Source organism: Chryseobacterium sp. Leaf394, assembly GCF_001424105.1.
In the GTDB taxonomy this organism is placed as follows: Bacteria; Bacteroidota; Bacteroidia; order Flavobacteriales; family Weeksellaceae; genus Chryseobacterium.
Window position 1 is genome coordinate 17,766 of the sequence record NZ_LMQH01000013.1, and the last position, 21,311, is coordinate 39,076.

General features: G+C 37.5%; 24 protein-coding genes. 12 read left to right on the forward strand and 12 right to left on the reverse strand.

The genetic code is table 11. The features are described from left to right. Positions 1–9: 9 nt before the first annotated feature. The 3 genes from ASG21_RS17775 to ASG21_RS17785 are packed head-to-tail and all read right to left on the reverse strand — an operon-like array spanning position 10 to position 2,947. On the reverse strand, positions 10–1,056 hold the full coding sequence (locus ASG21_RS17775) for an anhydro-N-acetylmuramic acid kinase (RefSeq protein ID WP_056083854.1): 1,047 nt from the start codon (positions 1,054–1,056) through the stop codon (positions 10–12). Between the two features lie 9 nt (positions 1,057–1,065). Next, a complete protein-coding gene (gene lptC / locus ASG21_RS17780) occupies positions 1,066–1,653 on the reverse strand; it encodes an LPS export ABC transporter periplasmic protein LptC (RefSeq protein ID WP_056083857.1) in 588 nt (195 codons plus the stop codon). 1 nt (position 1,654) lies between these two features. After that, on the reverse strand, positions 1,655–2,947 hold the full coding sequence (locus tag ASG21_RS17785; RefSeq protein ID WP_056083860.1) for a hypothetical protein: 1,293 nt from the start codon (positions 2,945–2,947) through the stop codon (positions 1,655–1,657). Positions 2,948–3,172: 225 nt separating this feature from the next. On the opposite strand from ASG21_RS17785, the gene ASG21_RS17790 reads away from it, so the two are divergent. Then, positions 3,173–4,291 (forward strand): DNA polymerase III subunit, encoded by a 1,119-nt coding sequence (locus ASG21_RS17790; protein ID WP_056083863.1) that lies wholly within the window; start codon positions 3,173–3,175, stop codon positions 4,289–4,291. Positions 4,292–4,301: 10 nt separating this feature from the next. Next, the gene (locus ASG21_RS17795; protein WP_056083867.1) at positions 4,302–4,808 is read left to right on the forward strand and encodes a hypothetical protein; all 507 of its coding nucleotides are present in this window, start codon (positions 4,302–4,304) and stop codon (positions 4,806–4,808) included. A gap of 34 nt (positions 4,809–4,842) precedes the next feature. Here the strand turns inward: ASG21_RS17795 and ASG21_RS17800 are convergent, their stop codons facing one another. Then, entirely contained in the window at positions 4,843–5,826 is a 984-nt protein-coding gene (locus tag ASG21_RS17800; protein WP_056083869.1) for a hypothetical protein, read from the reverse strand. Between the two features lie 129 nt (positions 5,827–5,955). On the opposite strand from ASG21_RS17800, the gene ASG21_RS17805 reads away from it, so the two are divergent. The 4 genes from ASG21_RS17805 (at position 5,956) to ASG21_RS17820 (ending at position 10,950) form a co-directional block, all read left to right on the forward strand. Beyond that, a complete protein-coding gene (locus tag ASG21_RS17805; protein WP_056083872.1) occupies positions 5,956–6,582 on the forward strand; it encodes a TetR family transcriptional regulator in 627 nt (208 codons plus the stop codon). Continuing rightward, the gene (locus ASG21_RS17810) at positions 6,566–7,879 is read left to right on the forward strand and encodes a TolC family protein (protein WP_056083876.1); all 1,314 of its coding nucleotides are present in this window, start codon (positions 6,566–6,568) and stop codon (positions 7,877–7,879) included. Before ASG21_RS17805 ends, ASG21_RS17810 begins: the two co-directional genes overlap by 17 nt. A 22-nt stretch (positions 7,880–7,901) precedes the next feature. Continuing rightward, positions 7,902–9,005 (forward strand): HlyD family secretion protein, encoded by a 1,104-nt coding sequence (locus ASG21_RS17815; RefSeq protein WP_056083879.1) that lies wholly within the window; start codon positions 7,902–7,904, stop codon positions 9,003–9,005. A gap of 367 nt (positions 9,006–9,372) precedes the next feature. Beyond that, positions 9,373–10,950, forward strand: a complete 1,578-nt coding sequence (locus tag ASG21_RS17820; protein ID WP_056083882.1) for a DHA2 family efflux MFS transporter permease subunit — start codon at positions 9,373–9,375, stop codon at positions 10,948–10,950. Between the two features lie 239 nt (positions 10,951–11,189). Here ASG21_RS17820 and ASG21_RS17825 read toward each other — a convergent pair whose 3' ends face one another. Then, entirely contained in the window at positions 11,190–11,552 is a 363-nt protein-coding gene (locus ASG21_RS17825) for a helix-turn-helix domain-containing protein (protein WP_056083885.1), read from the reverse strand. 90 nt (positions 11,553–11,642) lie between these two features. Between ASG21_RS17825 and ASG21_RS17830 the strand changes: the two genes are divergently transcribed. Continuing rightward, the gene (locus ASG21_RS17830) at positions 11,643–12,173 is read left to right on the forward strand and encodes an NAD(P)H-dependent oxidoreductase (protein WP_056083888.1); all 531 of its coding nucleotides are present in this window, start codon (positions 11,643–11,645) and stop codon (positions 12,171–12,173) included. A 39-nt stretch (positions 12,174–12,212) separates the two neighbouring features. Here the strand turns inward: ASG21_RS17830 and ASG21_RS17835 are convergent, their stop codons facing one another. Both ASG21_RS17835 and ASG21_RS17840 read right to left on the reverse strand, forming a co-directional pair. Then, on the reverse strand, positions 12,213–12,695 hold the full coding sequence (locus ASG21_RS17835) for a hypothetical protein (protein WP_056083891.1): 483 nt from the start codon (positions 12,693–12,695) through the stop codon (positions 12,213–12,215). A 10-nt stretch (positions 12,696–12,705) separates the two neighbouring features. Then, positions 12,706–13,215: a hypothetical protein gene (locus ASG21_RS17840; protein ID WP_056083894.1), complete on the reverse strand. Its 510-nt coding sequence runs from the start codon at positions 13,213–13,215 to the stop codon at positions 12,706–12,708. 136 nt (positions 13,216–13,351) lie between these two features. Here ASG21_RS17840 and ASG21_RS17845 point away from each other — a divergent pair, with 136 nt between their 5' ends. The 3 genes from ASG21_RS17845 (at position 13,352) to ASG21_RS17855 (ending at position 15,347) form a co-directional block, all read left to right on the forward strand. Further along, entirely contained in the window at positions 13,352–14,251 is a 900-nt protein-coding gene (locus ASG21_RS17845; RefSeq protein ID WP_056083896.1) for an EamA family transporter, read from the forward strand. Positions 14,252–14,478: 227 nt separating this feature from the next. Further along, positions 14,479–14,799: a hypothetical protein gene (locus ASG21_RS17850; protein WP_056083899.1), complete on the forward strand. Its 321-nt coding sequence runs from the start codon at positions 14,479–14,481 to the stop codon at positions 14,797–14,799. Next, entirely contained in the window at positions 14,796–15,347 is a 552-nt protein-coding gene (locus tag ASG21_RS17855; RefSeq protein WP_056083902.1) for a DNA-3-methyladenine glycosylase I, read from the forward strand. The genes ASG21_RS17850 and ASG21_RS17855 overlap by 4 nt, the downstream gene beginning before the upstream one ends. A 123-nt stretch (positions 15,348–15,470) precedes the next feature. Here ASG21_RS17855 and ASG21_RS17860 read toward each other — a convergent pair whose 3' ends face one another. The 5 genes from ASG21_RS17860 to ASG21_RS17880 form a co-directional block, all read right to left on the reverse strand. Next, positions 15,471–15,839, reverse strand: a complete 369-nt coding sequence (locus ASG21_RS17860) for a hypothetical protein (RefSeq protein ID WP_056083905.1) — start codon at positions 15,837–15,839, stop codon at positions 15,471–15,473. An 11-nt stretch (positions 15,840–15,850) separates the two neighbouring features. Continuing rightward, positions 15,851–16,192, reverse strand: a complete 342-nt coding sequence (locus ASG21_RS20370; protein ID WP_056083908.1) for a hypothetical protein — start codon at positions 16,190–16,192, stop codon at positions 15,851–15,853. A 291-nt stretch (positions 16,193–16,483) separates the two neighbouring features. Further along, positions 16,484–16,714, reverse strand: coding sequence for a hypothetical protein (locus ASG21_RS17870; protein ID WP_056083910.1), 231 nt, complete (start codon positions 16,712–16,714; stop codon positions 16,484–16,486). A 140-nt stretch (positions 16,715–16,854) separates the two neighbouring features. Continuing rightward, positions 16,855–18,450 (reverse strand): patatin-like phospholipase family protein, encoded by a 1,596-nt coding sequence (locus tag ASG21_RS17875; RefSeq protein ID WP_056083933.1) that lies wholly within the window; start codon positions 18,448–18,450, stop codon positions 16,855–16,857. A 156-nt stretch (positions 18,451–18,606) separates the two neighbouring features. Further along, the gene (locus ASG21_RS17880) at positions 18,607–19,506 is read right to left on the reverse strand and encodes a CorA family divalent cation transporter (RefSeq protein WP_056083913.1); all 900 of its coding nucleotides are present in this window, start codon (positions 19,504–19,506) and stop codon (positions 18,607–18,609) included. Positions 19,507–19,867: 361 nt separating this feature from the next. Here ASG21_RS17880 and ASG21_RS17885 point away from each other — a divergent pair, with 361 nt between their 5' ends. Both ASG21_RS17885 and ASG21_RS17890 read left to right on the forward strand, forming a co-directional pair. After that, on the forward strand, positions 19,868–20,890 hold the full coding sequence (locus ASG21_RS17885) for a beta-ketoacyl-ACP synthase III (protein ID WP_056083915.1): 1,023 nt from the start codon (positions 19,868–19,870) through the stop codon (positions 20,888–20,890). A 39-nt stretch (positions 20,891–20,929) separates the two neighbouring features. After that, a complete protein-coding gene (locus ASG21_RS17890) occupies positions 20,930–21,304 on the forward strand; it encodes a glyoxalase/bleomycin resistance/dioxygenase family protein (protein WP_056083918.1) in 375 nt (124 codons plus the stop codon). Positions 21,305–21,311 lie beyond the last annotated feature (7 nt).

Genomic DNA, 21,311 nt, shown 5'->3' on the forward strand with positions numbered 1-21,311 from the left:
AAGGTTTTTTTATGCGATAATCCCTGAGCTGTGATCGTTGGAACTTCCAGTTGCAGAAGAAAGAACATTAATTTCGTTATTCATTCTTAAAACGCCCATAAAAGCGAAAATCAAAGCTTCCTTAAAATCGATAATGGTTTTTTCGGGAATAATGATTTCTGCGGAAGTTTTCGATCTGATTTTTTCGATTAAAAAAAAATTGTAAGTTCCGCCACCGGTAAACAGAACTTTTTTCAAGTGATTTTCATTGGATATTTTCGAAATCTGAACAGCCGCATGCTCTGTAAATGTTGCCAAAGCTGTAAGAGAATCTACATTTTCCAAAAGCGGAAAAATATTTTGGTTACAAAATTCTATTCCTAAAGATTTCGGATGTTGTTGATCGTAAAATTCTAAATTGTTCAGCTTTTCAAGCAAATCTAAATCAATATTCCCTTTTCTTGCCAAATCTCCGTTCTCATCAAAGTTTTTTCCGAGATCCTTTGAGATTTTATTTAAAACAATATTCACCGGGCAGATATCAAAAGCAATTCTTTTCCCTGATTTTTTAAATGAAATATTTGAAAATCCACCCAAATTCAGACAGGCATCATATTCTGAAAACAAGAGTTCATCACCAATTGGAACGAGTGGAGCACCATTTCCACCCATCAGTACATCCTGAGTTCTGAAATCGTAGACTACGGGGATTGAGGTCAGAAGCTTTATAGCTCTACCATCTCCAATCTGCTGCGTAAATTTTCTCTGAGGCTGATGAAAAACGGTATGACCATGAGAAGCAATCAGATCTATATCTGAGATTTTTTTAGTTCGGATAAAATCATTTACTTTTTCACCCAGATAAAATCCATAATCTGAATTTAATGCCAAAAGATTTTGAGCAGATAGGTGAATGGAATTTTTGAGATAGTTTTCCCATTTTTCAGGGTAGGAGATGGTTTCAGCTTCAATAATTACAAACTGCCAGCTATTTTCAGTTTTTTCAAACTCAGCAAGACAGAGATCAAGCCCATCCAGACTCGTTCCCGACATTAATCCAATGGCCTTGGTTATCATGCTTTAAATTTATTGGGCAAGCTTAGTTTGGCTCACATCAAGATCTCCCGAGTTTTTAAAGAATCTGTACTCGGAGAAATCGTCTTTGGCTGTCATTCCATGGGCATTGATCAGAATTGATCCATCTGGCATGGTCTGATAAACAGTGTCGCGGGTATAAATTCGTTGCTTGCGCTGATCCCAGTAGACGCTTTGCGTGACAAACCTACGTCCTTCATTGGTCGTGATTCTCACGTCACCTTTAGCTTCATAAAATTTTTTGTATTCAAAAATTCTGGCGTATTTGGCAGTAATCGTTCCCGGTTTTGGATTTTTTTTGTCGAAAAAATCTATTTTGATTCCTTTTTTTGCCACGACATAAGGACTGTCAATCAACTCATATTTTTCAATAATCGGAGCATAAGCCTTCAGTGTAATCATACCCGAATCGCGCTGGATAATGTTCGCATTGTTGATTACCTGAGATGGGAAATTTTTACTGTCAGTCCCTTTCTGTTTTGTGAGGTCGTCTTCGCAGGATGTGAGTATAAAAAATATAGCACAACTGAAAAGGTATGCTATATTTTTAAATTTGATATTTTTTGAAGTCAAAAACATTTTAGTTGTAAAGATTCTTTCTGAACCATTTGTCAGCAAAGTTGAAACCAAGTTTCAGATTGATATAATTCTGGTTGATCAGATTGTCCTTAAGTGTTCCTCTTTTTCCGGCCTCGATGCCAATTTCAAGACCACTCATTCTCTGGATATTACTGGTCTTAAATGGAAGAAGCACACCGGCAGAGATACCGTATTTGTTGATGCTGTTGTTGGCAATTTTCAAACCTCCTCTTTCATAGAAAGCACCGTATCTGTAAACCACTCTCGAGAAATAGTTTCTGAAGTTGTTGTAATTTGGTAAATACCAACCACCGGCAGAGATTCTGTACGTATCCTGAAAGTCGAAACTTTTTCCAAAATAAGAGATGTCTTCACCTTTCTTGTAATCCAGCTGTGCAGAAACAAACCACTCATTATTGCTGCCATATCCAGCTCCTAATGAAGCCTGCAACGGAATTAGATTTTTAGAGTTTATGCTTTTCTGTTCGATGATCGTTTCGTTAACCTTCGTTTCGGCGGTACCGTAATAATAGGTGCTGTTTTTGTAATCAGTCATCATATTGCCGGTATTCCCGAATGTGACAGTAGCACCAAGGGTAAGTTTATTATCAGTTGATGTGTTGATTTTCTGATAGCTGGTACCTAAAGTAAAATTGAAATTTTTGATATTGTTTTTGGTTTCGTAGCCGTTGATAAATTCAGCTCCGGAAACGGTAAATTCATTGATGTCATATAAATTTCCGAAGTAGAAATTAGCTTTAGCTCCCACAGACAGACCTTTACCCACATTATATGAAATTGCGGCCTGTGCTGTATTTAATGTTCCTTTTCCGGTAAATCTATTTGCATAAATTGATTCCTCATTAGTCAGAGGATTCGTAACCGTTTCAGAAGTCAGCACATCGTAGCTTTTGGAGCTGTAAGGCTGGTAAAGCAATCCCATTTTAACTTTTGGTGAAAGCGGAAAAGCAATCGAAATATTGGACAAATACGTAGAATGCTTAGTAGACTTTGTATTGTTGTAATTTGTTTTGAAGTAATTGTTTTCGTTGGTAGCCTCCAATTTGATGCTCGTAAGCTCAAAATTGGTATTGTTGGCAGGGTTCCCGAAGTTGAAGTTACTCGTGAAATCACTGATGTATGCTGTTGAAATGCCTCCCATAGAGGATGTCTCAATCGTATTATCAAACTTTACATCTCCAATTCCGTAAGTTGCGTATGGCGAATTGCTTATACTTTGCGCGTTAAGGAAATATCCCACCGAAATGAATGATAGTACAAAGATTTTTTTCATTCTAGATTTTTAAAATAATGCGCAAATATCTTAAATATTAATGAATTGTAAAAATTTACCGAGGTTAAAGTTTGTTAAGGGGGATTTTGTGTGAATTGTCAATAGCGAATCAGCTTCGCTGTCAATTTTTATTCACCCAATTTTCATGAAATGCAGATTTCACTTGCGGAGCAAAATTGACAGTTGACCAATCGCCTTTTCACAAAATTCTTTTATCTTTGAACCATGAATTGGGAGAACATCGCAGGGCAGAAAAATCTTAAAAAACTGCTTCAGGAAAGTATTTCAGATAACAGGGTGAGCCACGCTCAGCTGTTCGTAGGAAAAGAAGGATATGGCACTCTGCCGTTAGCTTTGGCGTATGCAAAACAGATTCTGAATAACGAAAATGAGCATTCTGCTTCGCGGGTTGATCATCTTAATCATTTGGATCTCCATTTCTGTTTTCCTGTGTTCAGTGAGAAAAACAATTCATTGAGCAAGAAAAATTTTGACGATTTCAGATCAATGATTTTAGATTCTCCGTATGCCAGTTTTGATGACTGGTCGGGAGTTTTGGAATCTGAAAACAAACAGCTTTTTATCTCGGCAGATGAAATGGATGATCAAAACCAAAAATTTGCTTTAAAAAGTTTCGAAGGTGGAACAAAAATTCTCATCGTCTGGAGAGCCGATAAAATGAATACTTCCGCAGCTAATAAATTTCTGAAATTTCTTGAAGAGCCACCTGCAAAAACATTAATTCTTCTGACGACAGAAACTATCGACGATATTTTACCAACCATTCTCTCACGTACTCAGATTATAGATGTTCCGCGAATTGAGGATGAGGATCTTCAGTCATATCTGAAAGAAAATGTGCAGGCGGATGAAAACAGGATTACCGAAATTGTTCATCAGGCTCAGGGAGATTTGAATGAAGCTTTCAAACTGTTAAATTCTCAAAATAAAAATAGCGATTTTGAAGCACTTTTTGTACAGTGGGTGCGCGATGCTTTTATGGTCAAGAAAAAACCCGAATATCTGAAATCCATCATCAGCTGGGCGAGAGAAGTTGCTTCATGGAACCGTGAGAAGCAGAAGAATTTTTTGAATTACTGTGCAGAAATTTTCAGACTGGCGATGCTTCAGAACTACGGCTCGCAGGATTTGGTGTACAAAAAAATTGATGCGAACGGATTCAACTGGGCCGGTTTTTCAAAATACATCAGCGGAGCCAATATCGTTTCTATACTTGAAGAAATCAACGAAGCCGATCATCATTTAACCCGGAACGGAAACCCGAAAATTGTGTGGACGGATTTGGGGATAAAGCTGTCGAGGTATATTCATAAGAGTTCGTAAGTCAACAAATATGGGAATAACAATTCACTTTGAAGGGAAAGTTAAAAACGATGAAAATTACAATCTGCTCGTTAGAAAAGTGATTGAATATTCTGAGTTTCAAGGTTGGAATTTTTTCGAATTCCAAAATGAATTAAAAAAATTAGAACGAGTAAAAAATGAAGAAGATTGGGATTATATTGGCACCACTAAAGGAGTTCAAGTACAACCACATAAAAATTCGGAACCATTAATTTTTGAGTTTGATAAAGATTTGTATATCCAGGAATACTGCAAAACTCAATTTTCAGATATTGAAACGCACATAAAAATTACTGAGTTATTAAATGTTATTACAGATTATTTTTCAAATCTTGAAATTTTTGACGAAAGTGAATATTGGGAAACAGGAAACGAAAGACTACTACAAGAAAATTGGGAAAAATTTTATACAGCAATGGATGAAGCGATGGCAGAAAACAGTTATTTGAAGGGACCGTTTAAATTGGAGAATGGTCGAATAATCGATTTAATGTAAAAAATGTAAAAATTTTAGTCAAGCTTTACAAAATCTACCGCTGCAAATTCCGTTTAAACTCCTCATATTCCTCCTCCATAAAATCAGCTTTCCCCAGCTGAACACGCATCGATTCTATATTTTTAACAGTAGACTGCACCGCAGTTGTAAACCACGGGAATTCCTGGCTTAGAGATGTCAGTTTTGCAAGTGCCCGCAATCCTCCATTTTCAGATTCAGATAATTTTACAGCATGTTCATACCTGAAGATTGGGCAGTAATAATATTCTTCTGCTACATAATCCCATGTTTCCAGACCGGCATCGGTATTAATAAGATAAGCCATTGCAAAAACCGAAGAATCGAGATAATTTTCAGAGAAGATAAAGCAGTCGAATACACTTTTCAGGCTGGTGTCCGTCATTTTTTTATCTAAAACATCACCGATGATCTGATGGCTCTTCTCTTTTTTCACGGTGTCTTTGGATAAATGAAGCACACTGGCATATTCCACTTTTGCCAAATCATTGTTTGGGGATTTTTCGTAGGCTTTCTGAGCGTAATTCATAGCAGCATCATTGTCTAGCAGAATTCTGTGAAGTTTAGATGCCGCCACGAGTTCTTCCACAGACATTTGGTTTTTCTCCTCAACTTTCTCCCTGAAATATTTAAGGGATTTTGTTGCGTAACGGTCTTTCGTAAACCGTTCCATGACTTTCCAGTCTTCAAGATTTTCCAGTTGAGATCTGTCCCAGAATTCATAAAGCACAGACATTCTGTCCCATTTAGACTGAATTTTTTCCCACTCAGAAAATATCTCATGATGAGCAATATGCGGAGGTACAATATTTCCTTTCTGATCTTCAATTACTAAACTGATATCAGAGGCCGGATCAGAATGGTATCTTTTATAAGCTTCTACAATTTCTCTGTCAAATTTTTCTTCTGCTTCCGAAATTACAACTATCAGATCTTCTTTTTGAGGAATGATTTTCTCTGCCTGTTTTTTTTTGCCGAAAAGGAAACTGAAAAAGCCCATACAATTGATTTTCAGTAAATATAAAATTAATTGGAAATATATGAAGCATTAAAATTAAATTAAAAAATCAATCAAACGTTTGATTTTATGAATTCCGTGATGTATCTTTGCACCCGTAAAATCACAACAATGGTTTCAAAAGAAGAAAATATTTTATTCGCTGCCGAACAGCTCTTTGCAGAAAAGGGTTTTTCCGGAACATCAACAAGGGAGATTTCAAAAGCAGCGAACGTTAATATTTCGATGATTTCCTATTATTTCGGTTCAAAAGAAAAATTGTATGAAAAACTTGTTGAGTACAGAATGAGAGAAGGCCAGTTCTTTTCAAAAGATCTTCTGGAGCGTACAGATATCAACGAATGGGAAAAGGTGGAAAGAATTGTTGATCAGTTTGCAGGAAGAGTGCGACACCACAAAATGTTTTTCAGAATTATGCAGAGAGAGCAGCTTTACAGCGAGAATCCTCAGATTGTAGAATTTCTGAAAGAAACCAAACTGAGTTTCATTACCATGTATTCAAAAATTCTTGAAAGCGGTTTGGAAAAGGGAATTTTCACTAAAAATCCACCAATCTATTTATTACATTCTACGGTGAGCGGAACTTTATTCTATGCTTCCAATGCCAAACAGATGTATAAAGATTTTCTTAAAAATGAGGAAGATGAAATGGTTTTCGAAGAAACGTATTTCAACGAACTTACACAACATATCAAACATATTTTAAAAGACCTTTTAGGTTATGAAGACAAAAAATAATCCGGTAATCGCAGCCGTTTTTTTTGCTGGAATCTCTTTTTTCCATGCTCAGGAAAAGAAAATGCTTACCCTTGATGAGGCTGTGCAGCTGGGAATCCAGAACAGTAAAAGTCTCAAAATTGATGCTGCCAAAATAGAAGAGGCAACCGCTGATCTTCTGGAAGCAAAAAACAGAAAGCTTCCCGATTTTAAAGCATCAGTGAGCTACATGTATCTTCCGCTGGAGCCTAATGTCAATATAAAACTTCCGGATGTTTCTGCATCTGGCGGTCCGAGAGTCAATCAGGTTTTGTTTGGTTCTGCCAATCTTTCACTCCCGCTGTACAGTGGCGGAAGAATAAAATACGGAATAGAATCTGCAAAATATCTGGTGGAAGCCTCGAAACTGAACACTGAAAACGATAAAGTTGCAATTGCTTACAACGTGGCTCAGGCTTATAACAACCTTTTTAAAGCCAATCAGTCGATTAAAGTTTTAGAAGAAAATCTTTCAGCTTCGTCAAAAAGGGATGAAACTTTTCTGAAACTGGAAAATAACGGTGTCATTGCAAGAAATGACCGTTTAAAGGCCAATCTTCAGACTTCAAATATTGAATTACAGCTGCTGGAAGCTAAAAACAATTACAATATTGCAAACATCAATATGGATCTTCTCCTCGGACTTCCTGAAAATACTGAAATAGAAGTAGATGAAGCGTATATCAACGAAATGCAGGAGGCCAAACCGGTTGATTTCTATCTGAACACAGCACAGGAAAACAGAAAAGATCTTCAGGCACTTCAGCAGCAGAGAAAAGCAGCATCTGTCGGTACGAAAGCAGCAAAGGCAGAAAGTCTACCAACCATCGCGTTGACCGGGGGATACGCTGCAGCAGATGTTCCCAACTTTTTCACGATGTACAACGCTGTAAACGTAGGCTTGGGAATTCAGTATAATATTTCAAACCTGTGGAAGAAAAATTCAGCTTTAAAACAATCTCAGGCGAGAGAAAAACAACTTTCTGCCACCAACGAAATGCTGAATGACAATATTAAACTGGAAGTTAACAGAGAATATCAAAACGCAGATTATTTTAAACAGAGAATTGCTGTTTTCGAAAAATCTTCTGTTCAGGCTGATGAAAACTACAGAATTACAAAAAATAAATATGACAACGGTCTGGCAACCATGACGGAACTTCTGGATGCCGATGCTGCGAAAATTGCTGCAACAGTAGGCGTGATCAATGCCAAAGCTGATGCCGCACTTGCATACAGAAAACTGGTGCAGACCACAGGAACTTTAACCAACAATTAATTTAAAGAACTCATTATTTAAAATGGAAAATAATACAACACAAATTACTGAACCTAAAAAGAAAAAAAGTTTAGTTTTCCCGATTATATTGGCTGTAGTACTCATCGGTGGAGGAATTTACGGATATAAAACGTACTCTTACGGTCAGGTGCACGAGGAAACGGATGATGCACAAATTTCGTCAAACATGGCTCCTGTAATATCAAAAATTTCAGGTTATGTGGCGGAAGTAAAGGTGAAAGACAACCAGTTTGTGAAAAAAGGAGATACTTTGGTGGTACTCGACAACAGAGATCAGAAAATGACTCTCGCTCAGGCAGAAGCAGCTTTGGCAACAGCAAAAAGCAATATTTCAAATGCTCAGGCTACTACAACAGCAACATCAAAAAACATCGGTTCATCTGAAGCAGCGGTTTCTACGGCAAATGCGCAGATTGAAGCAGCAAAAGTAAATGTCTGGAAAACGGCTCAGGATCTTAAAAGATATTCTGTTCTGGTAAAAGACCATTCCATTACAGAACAGCAGTACGAGCAGGTTTTGGCAGCAAAACAGTCTGCGGACAAGCAGCTTCAGGTTTTGGTGGAACAGAGAAATCAGATTGCACAGCAGACAGGAATTGCTTCTTCCCAAACTGAGGCAAGTTCTCAGCAGATTTCAGTGGCAGGTTCGGTAGCGAAACAGAGAGAAGTAGATGTAGAAAATGCAAGATTAAATCTTTCATATACTGTTATTACCGCTCCGGAAGATGGCTATGTAGGGAAAGTTTCTACGCAGGCCGGACAGTTTCTGCAGGCCGGAACACAGCTTTTTGCTTTGATCAGAAACGATCAGAAATGGGTGGTGGCTAATTTTAAAGAAACTCAGGTGGATAAAATGGTGGAAGGCCAGAAAGTGAAAATCGAGATCGATGCTTTTCCTGACAGAGAATTTGATGGTGTTGTAAGTTCATTTTCTCCGGCAACAGGTGCTTCATTTTCAATTCTTCCTCCCGATAACGCAAGCGGAAACTTCGTAAAAGTAGTGCAGAGACTTCCTGTAAAAATAGATTTCGTCGACCTTGATAAAGCAGTTGCCAAAAGACTGAGAACAGGGATGAATGTGAAGGCAGAAGTTTCTTTGAAGTAATATTGAAATAATGAAAGGTCAATAAACTTCGTTGTCAATAGTGAATTCGCTTCGCTGTCAATTTAAACTGACTGCTTTAAAACTCTCTATCGATACGAAACAAATTTACCATTCACATCTATAAAGTATATCAGTGAATTGTCAATTTTGCAGAGGCAAGTCAATTATGAATTGAAAATGCAGTAGAATTGATGCTATTTGGAAATGAAGAAGAAAAATTGACAACGGAGTTGATTGACTATTGACAATTCACTTTTAATATAAAAAAAATCTTAAAGACGGGGAAAAATGATGTTGATTAGGAAAAAGGAATTTTCTTTCAACCTTAACCTCAGCCTCAACCTTCTTTAAACACACAAAAAAATCAATGCAGGATTCATTAGTAGAATATGGAGCCAGAAGGGTAATCATTACCATCACGGCGATCCTTTGTGCTTTGCTGGAAATTGTAGATTCTACGATTGTAAATGTTGCCCTCAACGAAATGAAGGGAAACATGGGCGCAACACTTTCTGAAGTGGGATGGGTGATTACAGCGTATGCCATAGGTAACGTAATCGTGGTACCGATGACCAGCTGGCTTTCACAGCAGTTTGGGCGTAGAAATTATTTCGCTGCCTCCATCATTATATTTACTGTTTTCTCATTTCTGTGCGGTAATGCCGACAATATCTGGGAACTCGTATTTTTCAGACTCTGTCAGGGAATTGGAGGGGGAGCACTTCTGGTAACTTCTCAAACGATTATTACAGAATCTTATCCCATCGAAAAACGGAGCATGGCTCAGGCGATCTACGGTTTGGGAGTGATTATCGGTCCGACTTTAGGTCCGCCTTTGGGAGGTTATATCGTTGATAATTACAGCTGGCCGTATATTTTTTACATCAACATTCCCATTGGGATTGCTGCGGTACTGATGACGCTTCAGTTTGTGAGAAGCCCGAAATATGCAGAAAAAAGGAAAGCCTCGGATGTCGACTGGCTCGGGATTATGCTTTTAGCATTAACGGTTGGCTCACTTCAGTTTATTCTGGAAAGAGGTCATGAAGAAGACTGGTTTGAAAGTGGAATGATCGTAACATTTACTTCCACAGCGGTTTTAGGATTTATATTATTTCTGTGGCGCGAGCTCACCTACAAATATCCCATCGTGGAACTTCGTGTTTTGAAAAACGGTAACCTGAGGATCGGAACCATTATGTCTTTTGTTTTAGGATTTGGACTGTACGGTTCTACCTTTATTGTTCCGCTTTACACGCAGAGTATTTTGGGCTGGACGGCCCTGCAGTCGGGAGCTTTGATGATTCCGGCGGCACTTACCACGGCATTTATGATGCCGATTATCGGAAAACTTTTAACGAAAGGTGCCAAACAGCAGATTCTGGTAGCATTGGGACTATTTATCTTCTTTATCTACAGTTTCTGGGGTTATAAAATTCTGACACCGGACACCGGCGAAGACGCATTTTTCTGGATGCTGATTGTGAGAGGAGCAGGTCTTGGTTTACTTTTTATTCCGATTACTTCTTTATCTTTAAGTACACTGAAAGGTCAGGAAATCGGGCAGGGAGCGGCATTTACAGGAATGATGAGACAGCTCGGAGGTTCATTCGGTATAGCAGGAATCACCACGTTTATTGCCAATGAAAGCCAGAAGCACAGGGTAAATCTTCTTTCACATTTAGATGAAAACAGTTTAAATGTTCAGGAGAGAATCAACGGACTGAAAGCAAGTTTTATGGCGAAAGGAATGTCATCTGATGTCGCTGAAAAATCGGCCTACAAAATTCTCGATCTCAGCGTTACGAAGCAGGCTGCGGTACTTTCTTACATGGATGTATTTCTCTATCTGGGGGTCATATTTTTAGTCTGCATTCCTTTTATTTTATTTGTAAGGGAAAGAAAAAGCAAAGAAAAAATCGACCTCAGCGAGGCGATGCATTAAAATATAAACCTCTGAAATTTTTCAGAGGTTTTTTGTTTTTTTTTATAAAAATCATTCCGTTCCACGTATGTTTTTGCTTAATCAATAGTGGTTTGAACTTTCCCAACCTGGGACTTCAGCCCCCGAAACTGGTTTGCCTTTTCCCAACTTGGGACGGCATCATCCTAAACAGGTTTGCCTCGTCCCAACTTGGGAATGCTTCCCTCTAAACAGATTCTCACTGATGACCATTATAATAACTAATTCTCAACACTTGACTTATGCATCGTTCCCCATTTATCAAGTTCTACGATAACTGGTTTAAGCTGATAGCCAATTTCAGTCAGCTCATATTCGACTCTTGGAGGAACTTCGGCGAAAACGGTTCTTGTGACGATTTTATCCTCCTCCAGTTTTCTAAGCTGAAGCGTGAGCATGCGTTCTGTAATATTTCCAAGGCTTTTTCTGAGTTCCCCGAATCTCAGTTTTCCATTGATTAAATAGCTGCAGATGGCCAGTGACCATTGTCCGCCAATCAGTTTCGAAGCGTAGAGCTCGGGACACTCTTCTACAAGTGCTTTTTTGTTGGCAAAGTTGGTTGATGTTTCTTTTATTTTAGTCATTACTTACATTTTTTATAGTACCGTACAATTGGTGGCTACTATCCGAATTGTAAGTTACACTTATTATTTTTGTAGAAGAAATTTTAAAATATGAAAACATTAGTAATAGTAACTCATCCCAATATGGACGAATCTTTAATCAACAAAAGATGGGTGGAAGAACTGAATAAATTTCCCGAAAAATATGTGGTTCACGAACTGTACAAAGCTTATCCGGATGAAATATTAGATATAAAAAAAGAACAGGAACTGGTGGAAGCGTACGACAGGATTATTTTTCAGTTTCCATTTTATTGGTTTAGCAGTCCGTCTCTCTTGAAAAAATGGTTTGATGAAGTATTGTTGCACGGTTGGGCATACGGAAGCAAAAGCGGATATAAAGTCGGCGGTAAAAAGGTTGTGCTGGCCATATCTGCAGGAGTAGATGATGAAGATTTCAAAGCTGATGGAAAATACAGACATACGGTCATTGAATTTACAAGACCTTTTGAGCTCAGTTTTGAGTACATCAGAGCAGACTATAAAAAACCGTTTGTTTACTATGGTTTAGAGCATAATGTCTCTAAAGAATGGATTGAAAGAAGTGTTCCGATGTATCTGGAATTTATTGATAATCTGTAAAACCAAAATCTCTGAAAAACTTCGGAGATTTTTTTATCATTACCTAGCCACCCTTTCAAACCATGGTTTTCCTTTAAGAGTTCCATTAATAGGAGAAGGCTCTTTTTGATCTCTTAATTTTCCATCTTTGAAGTATGGATACAAGATTTTCCCTTTAATTAAAAATTTTTTCAGCGGTGGGTTTCTGCTTTGTCCGCCAGAGGTGATTGATTGTAATACATAATCCATCTGAGTAATGGTATTTGAAATTTTGTCTTCAGAAAGTACAGATTTTCCATCTTCCTTAACGGTGTCCATAATCTCATTTATTGTTAAGTAAATATTTTGGTTGTCGGTTGATTTCCATGTTCCAATATTCCAGCTTGACGCAAGATCAAAATTCCATTTGTATTCAAAAGTATGATCTGGATTAAGTTTTAAAGTTTCTCCAAAATCATTTTGATAAATTCCCTCAAGTTTGTGCTGACTGAAAACAAAACTAAAGATCATAGAGAATGCAAAAAACAGGATATTCTTCATCATTCTTAAAACTCTATCTCAAACTCCTCACCGTCACTTCAGGTTTCTCACCGGCAGGAACAATAAAAACAGCATCATCGCTGATGGTATCCCCAGTGTCAAAATAATAACTGCCAATCACAGGAAGAATGTTGGTCACCGACTTTCCGGATTTATCATAAGCCGAGTAGGAGACGTTGATCATTTGAGTTTTCATTTTAAGCTGAATTTTTTTCGATGTCAGTTTCGCTCCGGTCGCATTCATGCAGTCTAGCTCTACAATTCCTGTATCCATCACAATTTGAGGATATGAGGTGAGTCTGATGTTGTAAGATTTGTCTGAAGTGTTTTTTACGGAAGCAGCAACTTTGTAGCGGTCAAAAGTTTTACCGCCGGCCTGAATACTTTCCTTATTCATAATGTTGAAACTGACTTTAAGTCCGTTGAAATCAACTGTTTCGCCATCGGAAATTTTTTGAGCGTTAGCAAATATTCCGAAACTACACAAAGTGAATACTAAAACTGAGGAAAAAATGGTTTTCATAATAATTTGTTTTGGTGGTTTTTTAATGATTTAAATTTACGAAATAATCTTTTCAGCCCGATTAATTTTCAGCCATAAAATTTAGCGGATTCCCTATCTTTGCCTCGCTTTTAAGCATTAAAAACTAAGCTTTACATTGAACAATCTGAAATACTATATCGCCGCCATCACTGCCTTCTCTTTATGGGGAACATTCAGTCTGGTTTTAAAGCCACTGCATTCATATCCTTCATTGGATATTCTTTTTTACAGGGTGTTTAGCTGTGCGGTTATTATGACTTTGGTGACGGTGCTATTTCGAAAAGTAAAGTTGAGGAATAATGTAAATTATTTTAAAAATCTCATTCCCAAAGAAAAACGCAGAATAGTTGGATTAAATATTCTGAGCAGTATTTTGCTTACAGGAAACTGGTTTTCTTTTATCTATGTGATGAATCACATCAGCGTGCGTGCAACTTCTGTTGCTTATTTGGTTTGCCCGATTATCACTACCATTTTAGCCTTTCTTATTCTCCGCGAAAAACTCAGCAAACTTCAATGGATTTCAGTGATTTTAAGTGCGGCAGGATGCATTTTATTATCGTACGCCAATCTTTTAGATATGATTTACAGCACGCTCATAGGTTCTACTTACGCCTGCTATCTGATTATTCAAAGTGTGAATTCCAAATTTGATAAGTTTCTGGTGCTTAATTTCCACATGATTTTATCAGCTCTGATCCTGCTTCCGTTTTTCCCGACCTATTCCGGACCGGTGCCGACGGATTTTAAGTTTTATTTTTATATTGAAATCATTGCGGTGATGTACACCATCGTGCCATTACTTTTAAACTTATATGCCCTGTCAGGAATCGCTTCCTCAAAAGTGGGAATGATCCTGAATATCAATCCCATCATAGCCTTTATTCTGGCGGGAGCGGTGTACAATGAAGCTTTGGGAGGTTTACAAATTGTATCTTATTCGATTATATTTTTAGCGGTAATAATTTTTAATGCGAAAGAGATTTTCAGATTAAAAACTGAGGCTGCTGTTTAAAAGAATTTTGGTTGTAATTTAATCTTCTACGACAAAAAAATATCCTGAAGCTTTGGGATTCTTTACTCAGTCTTGAAGAGGAAAAGTTATATTAAAATTGATTTTTGTTACTGCCTTCAGGGTTAGGGAAATAATTTTGATCAATTTTGTACAACCAAAAAGAATAAGAATCTCCTGACAGGCGGTTGTCAGCAGTTTGTATTATCTTTATTCCCTAAAATTCAAATATGGATCAAAATAATTTCGACAAAATCATAGAACGCTCCCTGGCGATCAGAAAAAAATACCACGAACTCGAAGTTCAGCAAAATGGAAAAGAATGGACTTTGGAACAGGATGCTTTAGCTTATCTTACAGATGCCGGACTGGTTGGCAGAGACGTAATGTCTCACGAAACAGCATGGCCAAAAAAGAATTCCGCTGAAGAACTGGAACATAAATTAGGCGAAAACATATGGTGGCTGATTGTACTTGCTGACCGCACCGGAATTGACATCAAGGAAGCTTTAGATAAATTTTTAACCAAAACTGAAAACCTCTTCTCATGAGTTACTGTTCAGCTATCGAAAGAATGCAGCCCGAAAGCCGCAAAGAACTTCACAAAAATTACCACGACAACCATTACGGTTTTCCAATTCATAATGACAACGAATTGTTCGGAAGATTGGTTATGGAAATCAATCAGGCAGGTTTGAGCTGGGAAACCATTCTTAAAAAAGAAGAAGGTTTCAGAAATGCCTACGACAATTTTGATATTCAAAAAGTTGCTGCTTACAACGAAGAAGACCGTGCACGGTTACTCGCGGATCCTGGAATTATCAGAAATAAACTGAAAGTAAATGCCGCCATCGAAAATGCAAAAACCATCATCGAATTACAGAAGGAATTTGGTTCGTTCGAAAAATGGCTCGAGCATCATCACCCAAAAACTTTAGAAGAATGGATGAAGCTCTTCAAAAAAACGTTCAAATTCACCGGCGGAGAAATCGTAAATGAGTTTCTGATGAGCATTGGTTTTCTGAAAGGTGCTCATGCGGAGGGTTGCGAAATCAACGGGAAAATTTTGAAGGAGAAACCGATGTGGCTTGTTGAGTAGGTTAAGGTTAAGGTTAAGGTTGCGTCGCTACAATTATTCAATAGAAATGGGCTTCAGCCCATTTATGCATATTGAGGTAAATTGGCTTTAGCCAAAACCTAATCAGTTTATCAACATTAACTATTAACTCATTTGACTTTTCAGCCTCTCAATCAACATTGTAATAATTCTTTTATTAAAAACCTTGCTGTCTGAAATATAAATTTCCATTTCTTCAGCGGTAAACATTCCAATCGTAATTCCGATAAAAGTATTTTTCAAAACATTGTCTTTCTGAATACTCTGCTCGACCATCACGGCTTTTTTCGCGGAAGATAGCGCGTTAAAATCTGAATTCTGACGAATGGCATAGGTGGAGAACAGCAATATATACAAATCGTTTTGCAATTTCAGAATGGGACGCAGGGTTTGGTTTTGAAAAATTTCAGTGGGTGTGGTTGCTTCTGAATTGGGTAGGTTGAGAGATTCTCTAAGTTCTTTTTTGGTAATCACGTTTATAATAGTTATTTAGAGTGCCAACTGTATGAACAATATCTGCATTGTTTTGCATTGTGTGTCCGTGCAAGTTTGCCACATTTTGGACAATTATTAAAAAATACAAGTTCGGGCGTTTCTGTTAAAATTCTTTTAACCACATTTCTTTCAAATTCTTCATAACCTTGTTGTAGGAGATGGAGAGTTTCAGGATCATTATTAATCCACCCTTTTTCTGTCATCATATTCCTCAACGTTATATTGTCTGAGCTTTTAGATATGTACATTTTATGTTTCAATGCTAACTTTTCATTGTCGGTCATTAAGTTACTGAAGTAGGTGATCACATAATGTATTTTCTCTTTGTCCATAATATTTGAGAAGTATTAATTTTTTTTGTAGATTTTGCAGGCATTGAGGTTTTACTTTTTTAAAATTCTAAAACTTAGAAATTAAGTTTATCTCTAAACATGCTTCAGGTGCTGTTCATTAAGAAGAATTTTTAATTTTTTTAATATATTCAAGAGTTCATGTTCTTGATTTAAATTAATTTCAATTAAGTTTTTAAGACTTTTATTTTTTTTTCAGAACTAACTTTTCAGCGTTCAAGGGATAATAATCCAACCAAATGAAGTTTGAGCTAAAATCAATTCCTTCGGTTTTTAATGTGGGCCAATTTGTTGCTTTACTTTTCTTAAAGCATCAATAATATTGTTTGGGAAATAATTTTTCAAGTAGTTTATGGCTTGAGGTTCATTTTCTTTGCAATGTGTAGTCAACCAATAACAGTCGAAGTTTTTCACAGCAAATATTATTAATTCCTCTGCATTTTCTGCCGCCTTTGTTTGTTTTGCAGTTAATAAAACGCCATCAATGTCTAAGTACAATTTCATTCTTGTTTTAGTTAAAACCCTTAATTTAGAAAAATAGGGTTAGTTCTAAGTCTGTTAGTTAAACTTAAAAAAAACATTTCTAAAAACCCTCATACACTAAAACCCTAAAACACTCCAACTTACTAACCCTCCAACCCAACTCACCCCACCGTCGGCGTATCTTCTTCTTTAATAATCTTTTTCTCCTTCATCGAAACAATCATTCTTTCATATTTGTATTTTTCCCAGTCGAAGCGGTTGAGGAAATCAAGGGCTGCCTGAAATCCGCGGTTGAAAAGGTCTTCTTTTTCTTCTTTTTCCATAAAGAAATTCAGCCAGTTGCTTTTGCCGCAATTCACGTTTTGGATGCTGTAGATTTCATAGAAACTGTATTTGCTGAGGAATGCCTTGTCATTAAAACCTTTCATCGTGCTGATGATATTTCCGGCAAAAGACAGGGGAGTTTTCAGAATTTCGTCTGAGGTGTGTTGTTTGTCGGTGAGCATATCCGAATCGCTGGTGAGTTTCACTCCAAAAATCGGGAGTCTTGGGTAGAAAACATCGTTGTTGTGAAAAAGATCAACAGGAAAATTGGAAAGACTTCCCCCATCGATGAAAATTCCGGTAGGGTAGATCTCTTCGGGGGACATGTTGAGCCAGTATTTCCATGCATATTGTACAGAATCGTCTTTTCCGTTGATGATTTTCTGCATCGGCTCAAAGAAAAACGGAACCGACATTGACGCCCGAACAAATTCTGCCGGACTGCTTCTTTTCAGCTCCTCTTCAGACCAGTAAAGATTGGCCATTCTTGGAAGTTCGACCTTTATTTTGGCACTGATGTCGGTGGTAATGACTACATACTCAGATTTTAAAAGATAGAAAGGATTGGTTTTGTAGTAATCATTGTTTTTCACACTCTCGAAAAACAGTCTGTAGCGGGTTTCGTCGATGTGATTTTCGGTTTTCGTGTGATCAGCTTTTATCTTTTCAATGCTTTCAAGAGCCAGATCATAATATTCTGAATGGTTTCCGTGGCGGTAATTCAGGTTTAAATTTTCCTCTTTCTGCGAAAATTTTCTGTTGAGGTCGGCAACGGTTTTTATCCCGAAAGCTTTCAGAACGTCGGTCATTTTTTCAAGAAAAGTATTTCCCGGATTGAGGCCGCTGTTGTTTTTTTTAAAATCACGATACAGTTTTCGGATATAGAGAAAGGCGATGATTAAAGGAATAATGGGAATTAAAAACAGAAGTTTGGTGTATAGAATACTTCCTGTCGGGATGGCAAACGGAGCAATCACAAGTGCCAACATCAGCATTCCGGCTAAAATAAAATTAGTCTGCAGAAAATGTTTGTTGTTCAGAATCGAGTGGATGGTCGTTTTCACATAATCCTTACCATCCATAAAATCAGCAAAATTCCAGTTGAAAAGAATGTCTTTGATGACGTCACTTTTGGCGTCTTCTTTATTTTTACACGCTGCAATCAGCATGGTGTTGATGGCTCCCGCACTCGTTCCTGCCACTTTCAGAAAGCGGATTCCGAAGATTTCAAGTCCGTACAGATAACCTACCAGTGCACTTCCCCACACACCGCCACCTTCCTGCACAAATTCCACATACTGATTTCCATTGCCATCCAGAAGATCTGAAAACTCTTTTTCTGAGATAATTTCGTGCAGTGCTTTGAGTTTTTCTTTGGATTCTGCCGAAAGCGTTTCATCTGCTAAAATTTGATTTAAAATTTCGGGTTTCATGATTTTGTGGTGTTTTTGGTTGATATCATTGAAAGGTGCAGGAACCAGATTCACTTTTAAAAAATTTCTGAGTTTTATCTTCTCTCGCGGATTGATCTTATTGTGCAGATTAATGAATGAAAAAAATCTACGTTATCCCTAAATCTGCGTGAAATATTACCATTGCTTTCTCCTCGCATAAATAAACGTGCAAATCACAATTGCTCCCATTAAGCCAAGCGTATAAAAGTAACCGTGTTTTGTGTGAAGTTCGGGCATATTGTCAAAATTCATCCCGTAGACACCGGCGATAAAAGTAATCGGTAAAAAATAAACCGAATAAATTGCCAAAACCTTCATCACCTGATTGGCTTTCTGATCAGACAGTGCCAGAAACATAGAAATTAAGTTGGTAATCTGAATATTGAGATGATCAAAATCGGCAACAACATCTTTGTGTTTGTCTTTTAAGTCTGTAAATTCAGAATCAGGAAGATTGAGCAGTTTAAATTTATCAATCGCATCCGTGGAGATCGTCAGAACCCTCGAATTCAGACCTGATTTTCTTTTCAGTTTATACAGCCTCCGGATCTGATGGGTGTGGTTGGTATTTTTCAGGAAAATTTCATTTTCGATATTGTCCATCGTTTCAAAAAGGCTGATGGCTTCATCATCAAAACTTTTCATCAGGACCAGTGCAATTTTCAGTGCCACTCTTGCCGGCGAACATTCTTCCTGGCGGGATGCAAGCTCTTTTTTAGCCTCCGAAATACTTTTGGCTTTCATTCTGTGCACCGTGATGATCGTATTTTCCAATAAAAAAATCCCGATTTTAGTGCTGATATCGCTGATGGTATTTAAATTTTTTCTTTCAAGCTCGGTATTTTCGCGCAAAAGGAAAAATTTCACGTTTCCGTCGGCTTCGTATTTGGGTAGGTGATTGGGATCCAAAGTATCTTCCAGAAGCAGATTGTTGATTTCATAGCGCTCGTGAAGGTATTTCATGTCTTCCTCCGTCGGCGCTTCTACGTCTATCCACTCACAGTTTTTGTCTCGGTACAGGGTTTCTATTGGCATACTATAAAAGTAATGATATTTGAAAAACAAAGATATATTGAAATGAATATTTACTGTTATAAAAAGGAATAATTTTAAATCAAAAAAATCGAACCACTAAGATGTTGAAGTTGTTAAGTTCGGTTAACGAAATATCTGCTGATATTTCATTGAGTAAGCCCACCATATTTACCCTCTGTTTGTCATTCCGGAGGAATCTAAGCATCGTCAGTTTTATTGAGTTTAAAAATCAAACATCTAAAATATTCATCAGGCAAACTTCAGTATTAAAAGTGTTCCTGATTTTTACCTAAACCTAAACCTTAGCCTTAACCTAATATGTATCAAATAAATTTTATCTTTACCAAAATAAAAAAACATTATGATTAAAAGTACCATTAAAGGTATCGGTTTTCACGTTCCGGACAATGTTGTCACGAATGATGACCTTTCTAAACTGATGACCACCAATGACGAATGGATTACCGAACGTACCGGAATCAAAGAGAGAAGACACCGTGAAAACCGTAATGATGCTCAGGAAACGACTGCTTATTTAGGTTTTAAAGCTTCAGAAAAAGCACTGGGAAAGGCTGGCTTAACAGCAAAAGATATAGACTACATTATTTTCGCAACACTTTCTCCGGATTATTATTTTCCCGGTTGTGGAGTACTGCTTCAGGATATGTTAGGTTGTGATACCATTGGTGCTTTAGATGTAAGAAATCAGTGTTCAGGTTTTGTGTATGCCATGAGTGTGGCGAATGCTTTTATTAAATCAGGAACATATAAAAATATCCTGGTGGTGGGAGCGGAAGTTCATTCTTTCGGACTCGATTTTTCTGATGAAGGAAGAGGAGTTTCCGTGATTTTCGGAGATGGGGCAGGGGCGATCGTGCTTTCAGCAACTGAAGATGAAAATGCAGGAGACATCTTAGCCATGAACATGCATTCTGAAGGGAAATATGCAGACGAACTGTGTACACAGTTTCCGGGATCAAAATACGGCTGGAGTGACAGAATGAGAAAGGAGCCGGAAAATGTGACCAGCAAAGAAGTCTATCCGATTATGAACGGCAACTTTGTTTTCAAACATGCCGTAACACGATTTCCTGAAACGATGAAAGAAGCTTTGGACAAAGCAGGAAAAACAATTGCAGACCTGGATATGTTTATTCCGCATCAGGCGAATTTAAGAATTGCCCAGTTTGTTCAGCAGAAATTTGGTTTACCGGACGAAAAAATCCACAACAACATCCAAAAATACGGAAATACAACCGCAGCATCAATTCCGATTGCGTTAAGTGAAGCCATAGAGCTTGGTAAAATCAAACGGGGAGATTTAGTCCTTCTTTCAGCCTTCGGTAGCGGATTTACCTGGGGAAGTATTTTATTTGAATATTAAATAACATCCATCATCCAACATCCAACACCCAGCAAAAAAATGAAAAAAGTAACAGGCATCGGCGGAATATTTTTCAAAGCAAAAGACACCAGTGCAGTCAACGATTGGTATAAGAAAAATCTCGGTTTAGACACCACTCCCTACGGTGTAAGCTTTGAATGGAAAAATAAAGAAACCGGCAACACAGGAACAACACAGTGGACGCCCTTTGCAGACACTACCGAATATTTTGAGCCTTCTCAAAAAGAATTTATGATCAATTACCGCGTAGAAAATCTCGAATTACTGGTTGAAGAACTCAAAAAAGAAAAAGTGAAGATTTTAGACGAAATTCAAACTTATGATTACGGCAAATTTGTACATATTCTTGATTTGGAAGATAATAAAATCCAGCTTTGGGAACCGATCGATTAAAAAAAAA

Excerpts from the sequence above, each read along its gene's own strand:
- ASG21_RS17775 (WP_056083854.1), bottom strand. The coding sequence starts at position 1,056 with ATGATAACCAAGGCCATTGGATTAATGTCGGGAACGAGTCTGGATGGG.
- lptC (WP_056083857.1), bottom strand. The coding sequence starts at position 1,653 with ATGTTTTTGACTTCAAAAAATATCAAATTTAAAAATATAGCATACCTT.
- ASG21_RS17785 (WP_056083860.1), bottom strand. The coding sequence starts at position 2,947 with ATGAAAAAAATCTTTGTACTATCATTCATTTCGGTGGGATATTTCCTT.
- ASG21_RS17790 (WP_056083863.1), top strand. The coding sequence starts at position 3,173 with ATGAATTGGGAGAACATCGCAGGGCAGAAAAATCTTAAAAAACTGCTT.
- ASG21_RS17795 (WP_056083867.1), top strand. The coding sequence starts at position 4,302 with ATGGGAATAACAATTCACTTTGAAGGGAAAGTTAAAAACGATGAAAAT.
- ASG21_RS17800 (WP_056083869.1), bottom strand. The coding sequence starts at position 5,826 with ATGGGCTTTTTCAGTTTCCTTTTCGGCAAAAAAAAACAGGCAGAGAAA.
- ASG21_RS17805 (WP_056083872.1), top strand. The coding sequence starts at position 5,956 with ATGGTTTCAAAAGAAGAAAATATTTTATTCGCTGCCGAACAGCTCTTT.
- ASG21_RS17810 (WP_056083876.1), top strand. The coding sequence starts at position 6,566 with ATGAAGACAAAAAATAATCCGGTAATCGCAGCCGTTTTTTTTGCTGGA.
- ASG21_RS17815 (WP_056083879.1), top strand. The coding sequence starts at position 7,902 with ATGGAAAATAATACAACACAAATTACTGAACCTAAAAAGAAAAAAAGT.
- ASG21_RS17820 (WP_056083882.1), top strand. The coding sequence starts at position 9,373 with ATGCAGGATTCATTAGTAGAATATGGAGCCAGAAGGGTAATCATTACC.
- ASG21_RS17825 (WP_056083885.1), bottom strand. The coding sequence starts at position 11,552 with ATGACTAAAATAAAAGAAACATCAACCAACTTTGCCAACAAAAAAGCA.
- ASG21_RS17830 (WP_056083888.1), top strand. The coding sequence starts at position 11,643 with ATGAAAACATTAGTAATAGTAACTCATCCCAATATGGACGAATCTTTA.
- ASG21_RS17835 (WP_056083891.1), bottom strand. The coding sequence starts at position 12,695 with ATGATGAAGAATATCCTGTTTTTTGCATTCTCTATGATCTTTAGTTTT.
- ASG21_RS17840 (WP_056083894.1), bottom strand. The coding sequence starts at position 13,215 with ATGAAAACCATTTTTTCCTCAGTTTTAGTATTCACTTTGTGTAGTTTC.
- ASG21_RS17850 (WP_056083899.1), top strand. The coding sequence starts at position 14,479 with ATGGATCAAAATAATTTCGACAAAATCATAGAACGCTCCCTGGCGATC.
- ASG21_RS17855 (WP_056083902.1), top strand. The coding sequence starts at position 14,796 with ATGAGTTACTGTTCAGCTATCGAAAGAATGCAGCCCGAAAGCCGCAAA.
- ASG21_RS20370 (WP_056083908.1), bottom strand. The coding sequence starts at position 16,192 with ATGGACAAAGAGAAAATACATTATGTGATCACCTACTTCAGTAACTTA.
- ASG21_RS17870 (WP_056083910.1), bottom strand. The coding sequence starts at position 16,714 with ATGAAATTGTACTTAGACATTGATGGCGTTTTATTAACTGCAAAACAA.
- ASG21_RS17875 (WP_056083933.1), bottom strand. The coding sequence starts at position 18,450 with ATGAAACCCGAAATTTTAAATCAAATTTTAGCAGATGAAACGCTTTCG.
- ASG21_RS17880 (WP_056083913.1), bottom strand. The coding sequence starts at position 19,506 with ATGCCAATAGAAACCCTGTACCGAGACAAAAACTGTGAGTGGATAGAC.
- ASG21_RS17885 (WP_056083915.1), top strand. The coding sequence starts at position 19,868 with ATGATTAAAAGTACCATTAAAGGTATCGGTTTTCACGTTCCGGACAAT.
- ASG21_RS17890 (WP_056083918.1), top strand. The coding sequence starts at position 20,930 with ATGAAAAAAGTAACAGGCATCGGCGGAATATTTTTCAAAGCAAAAGAC.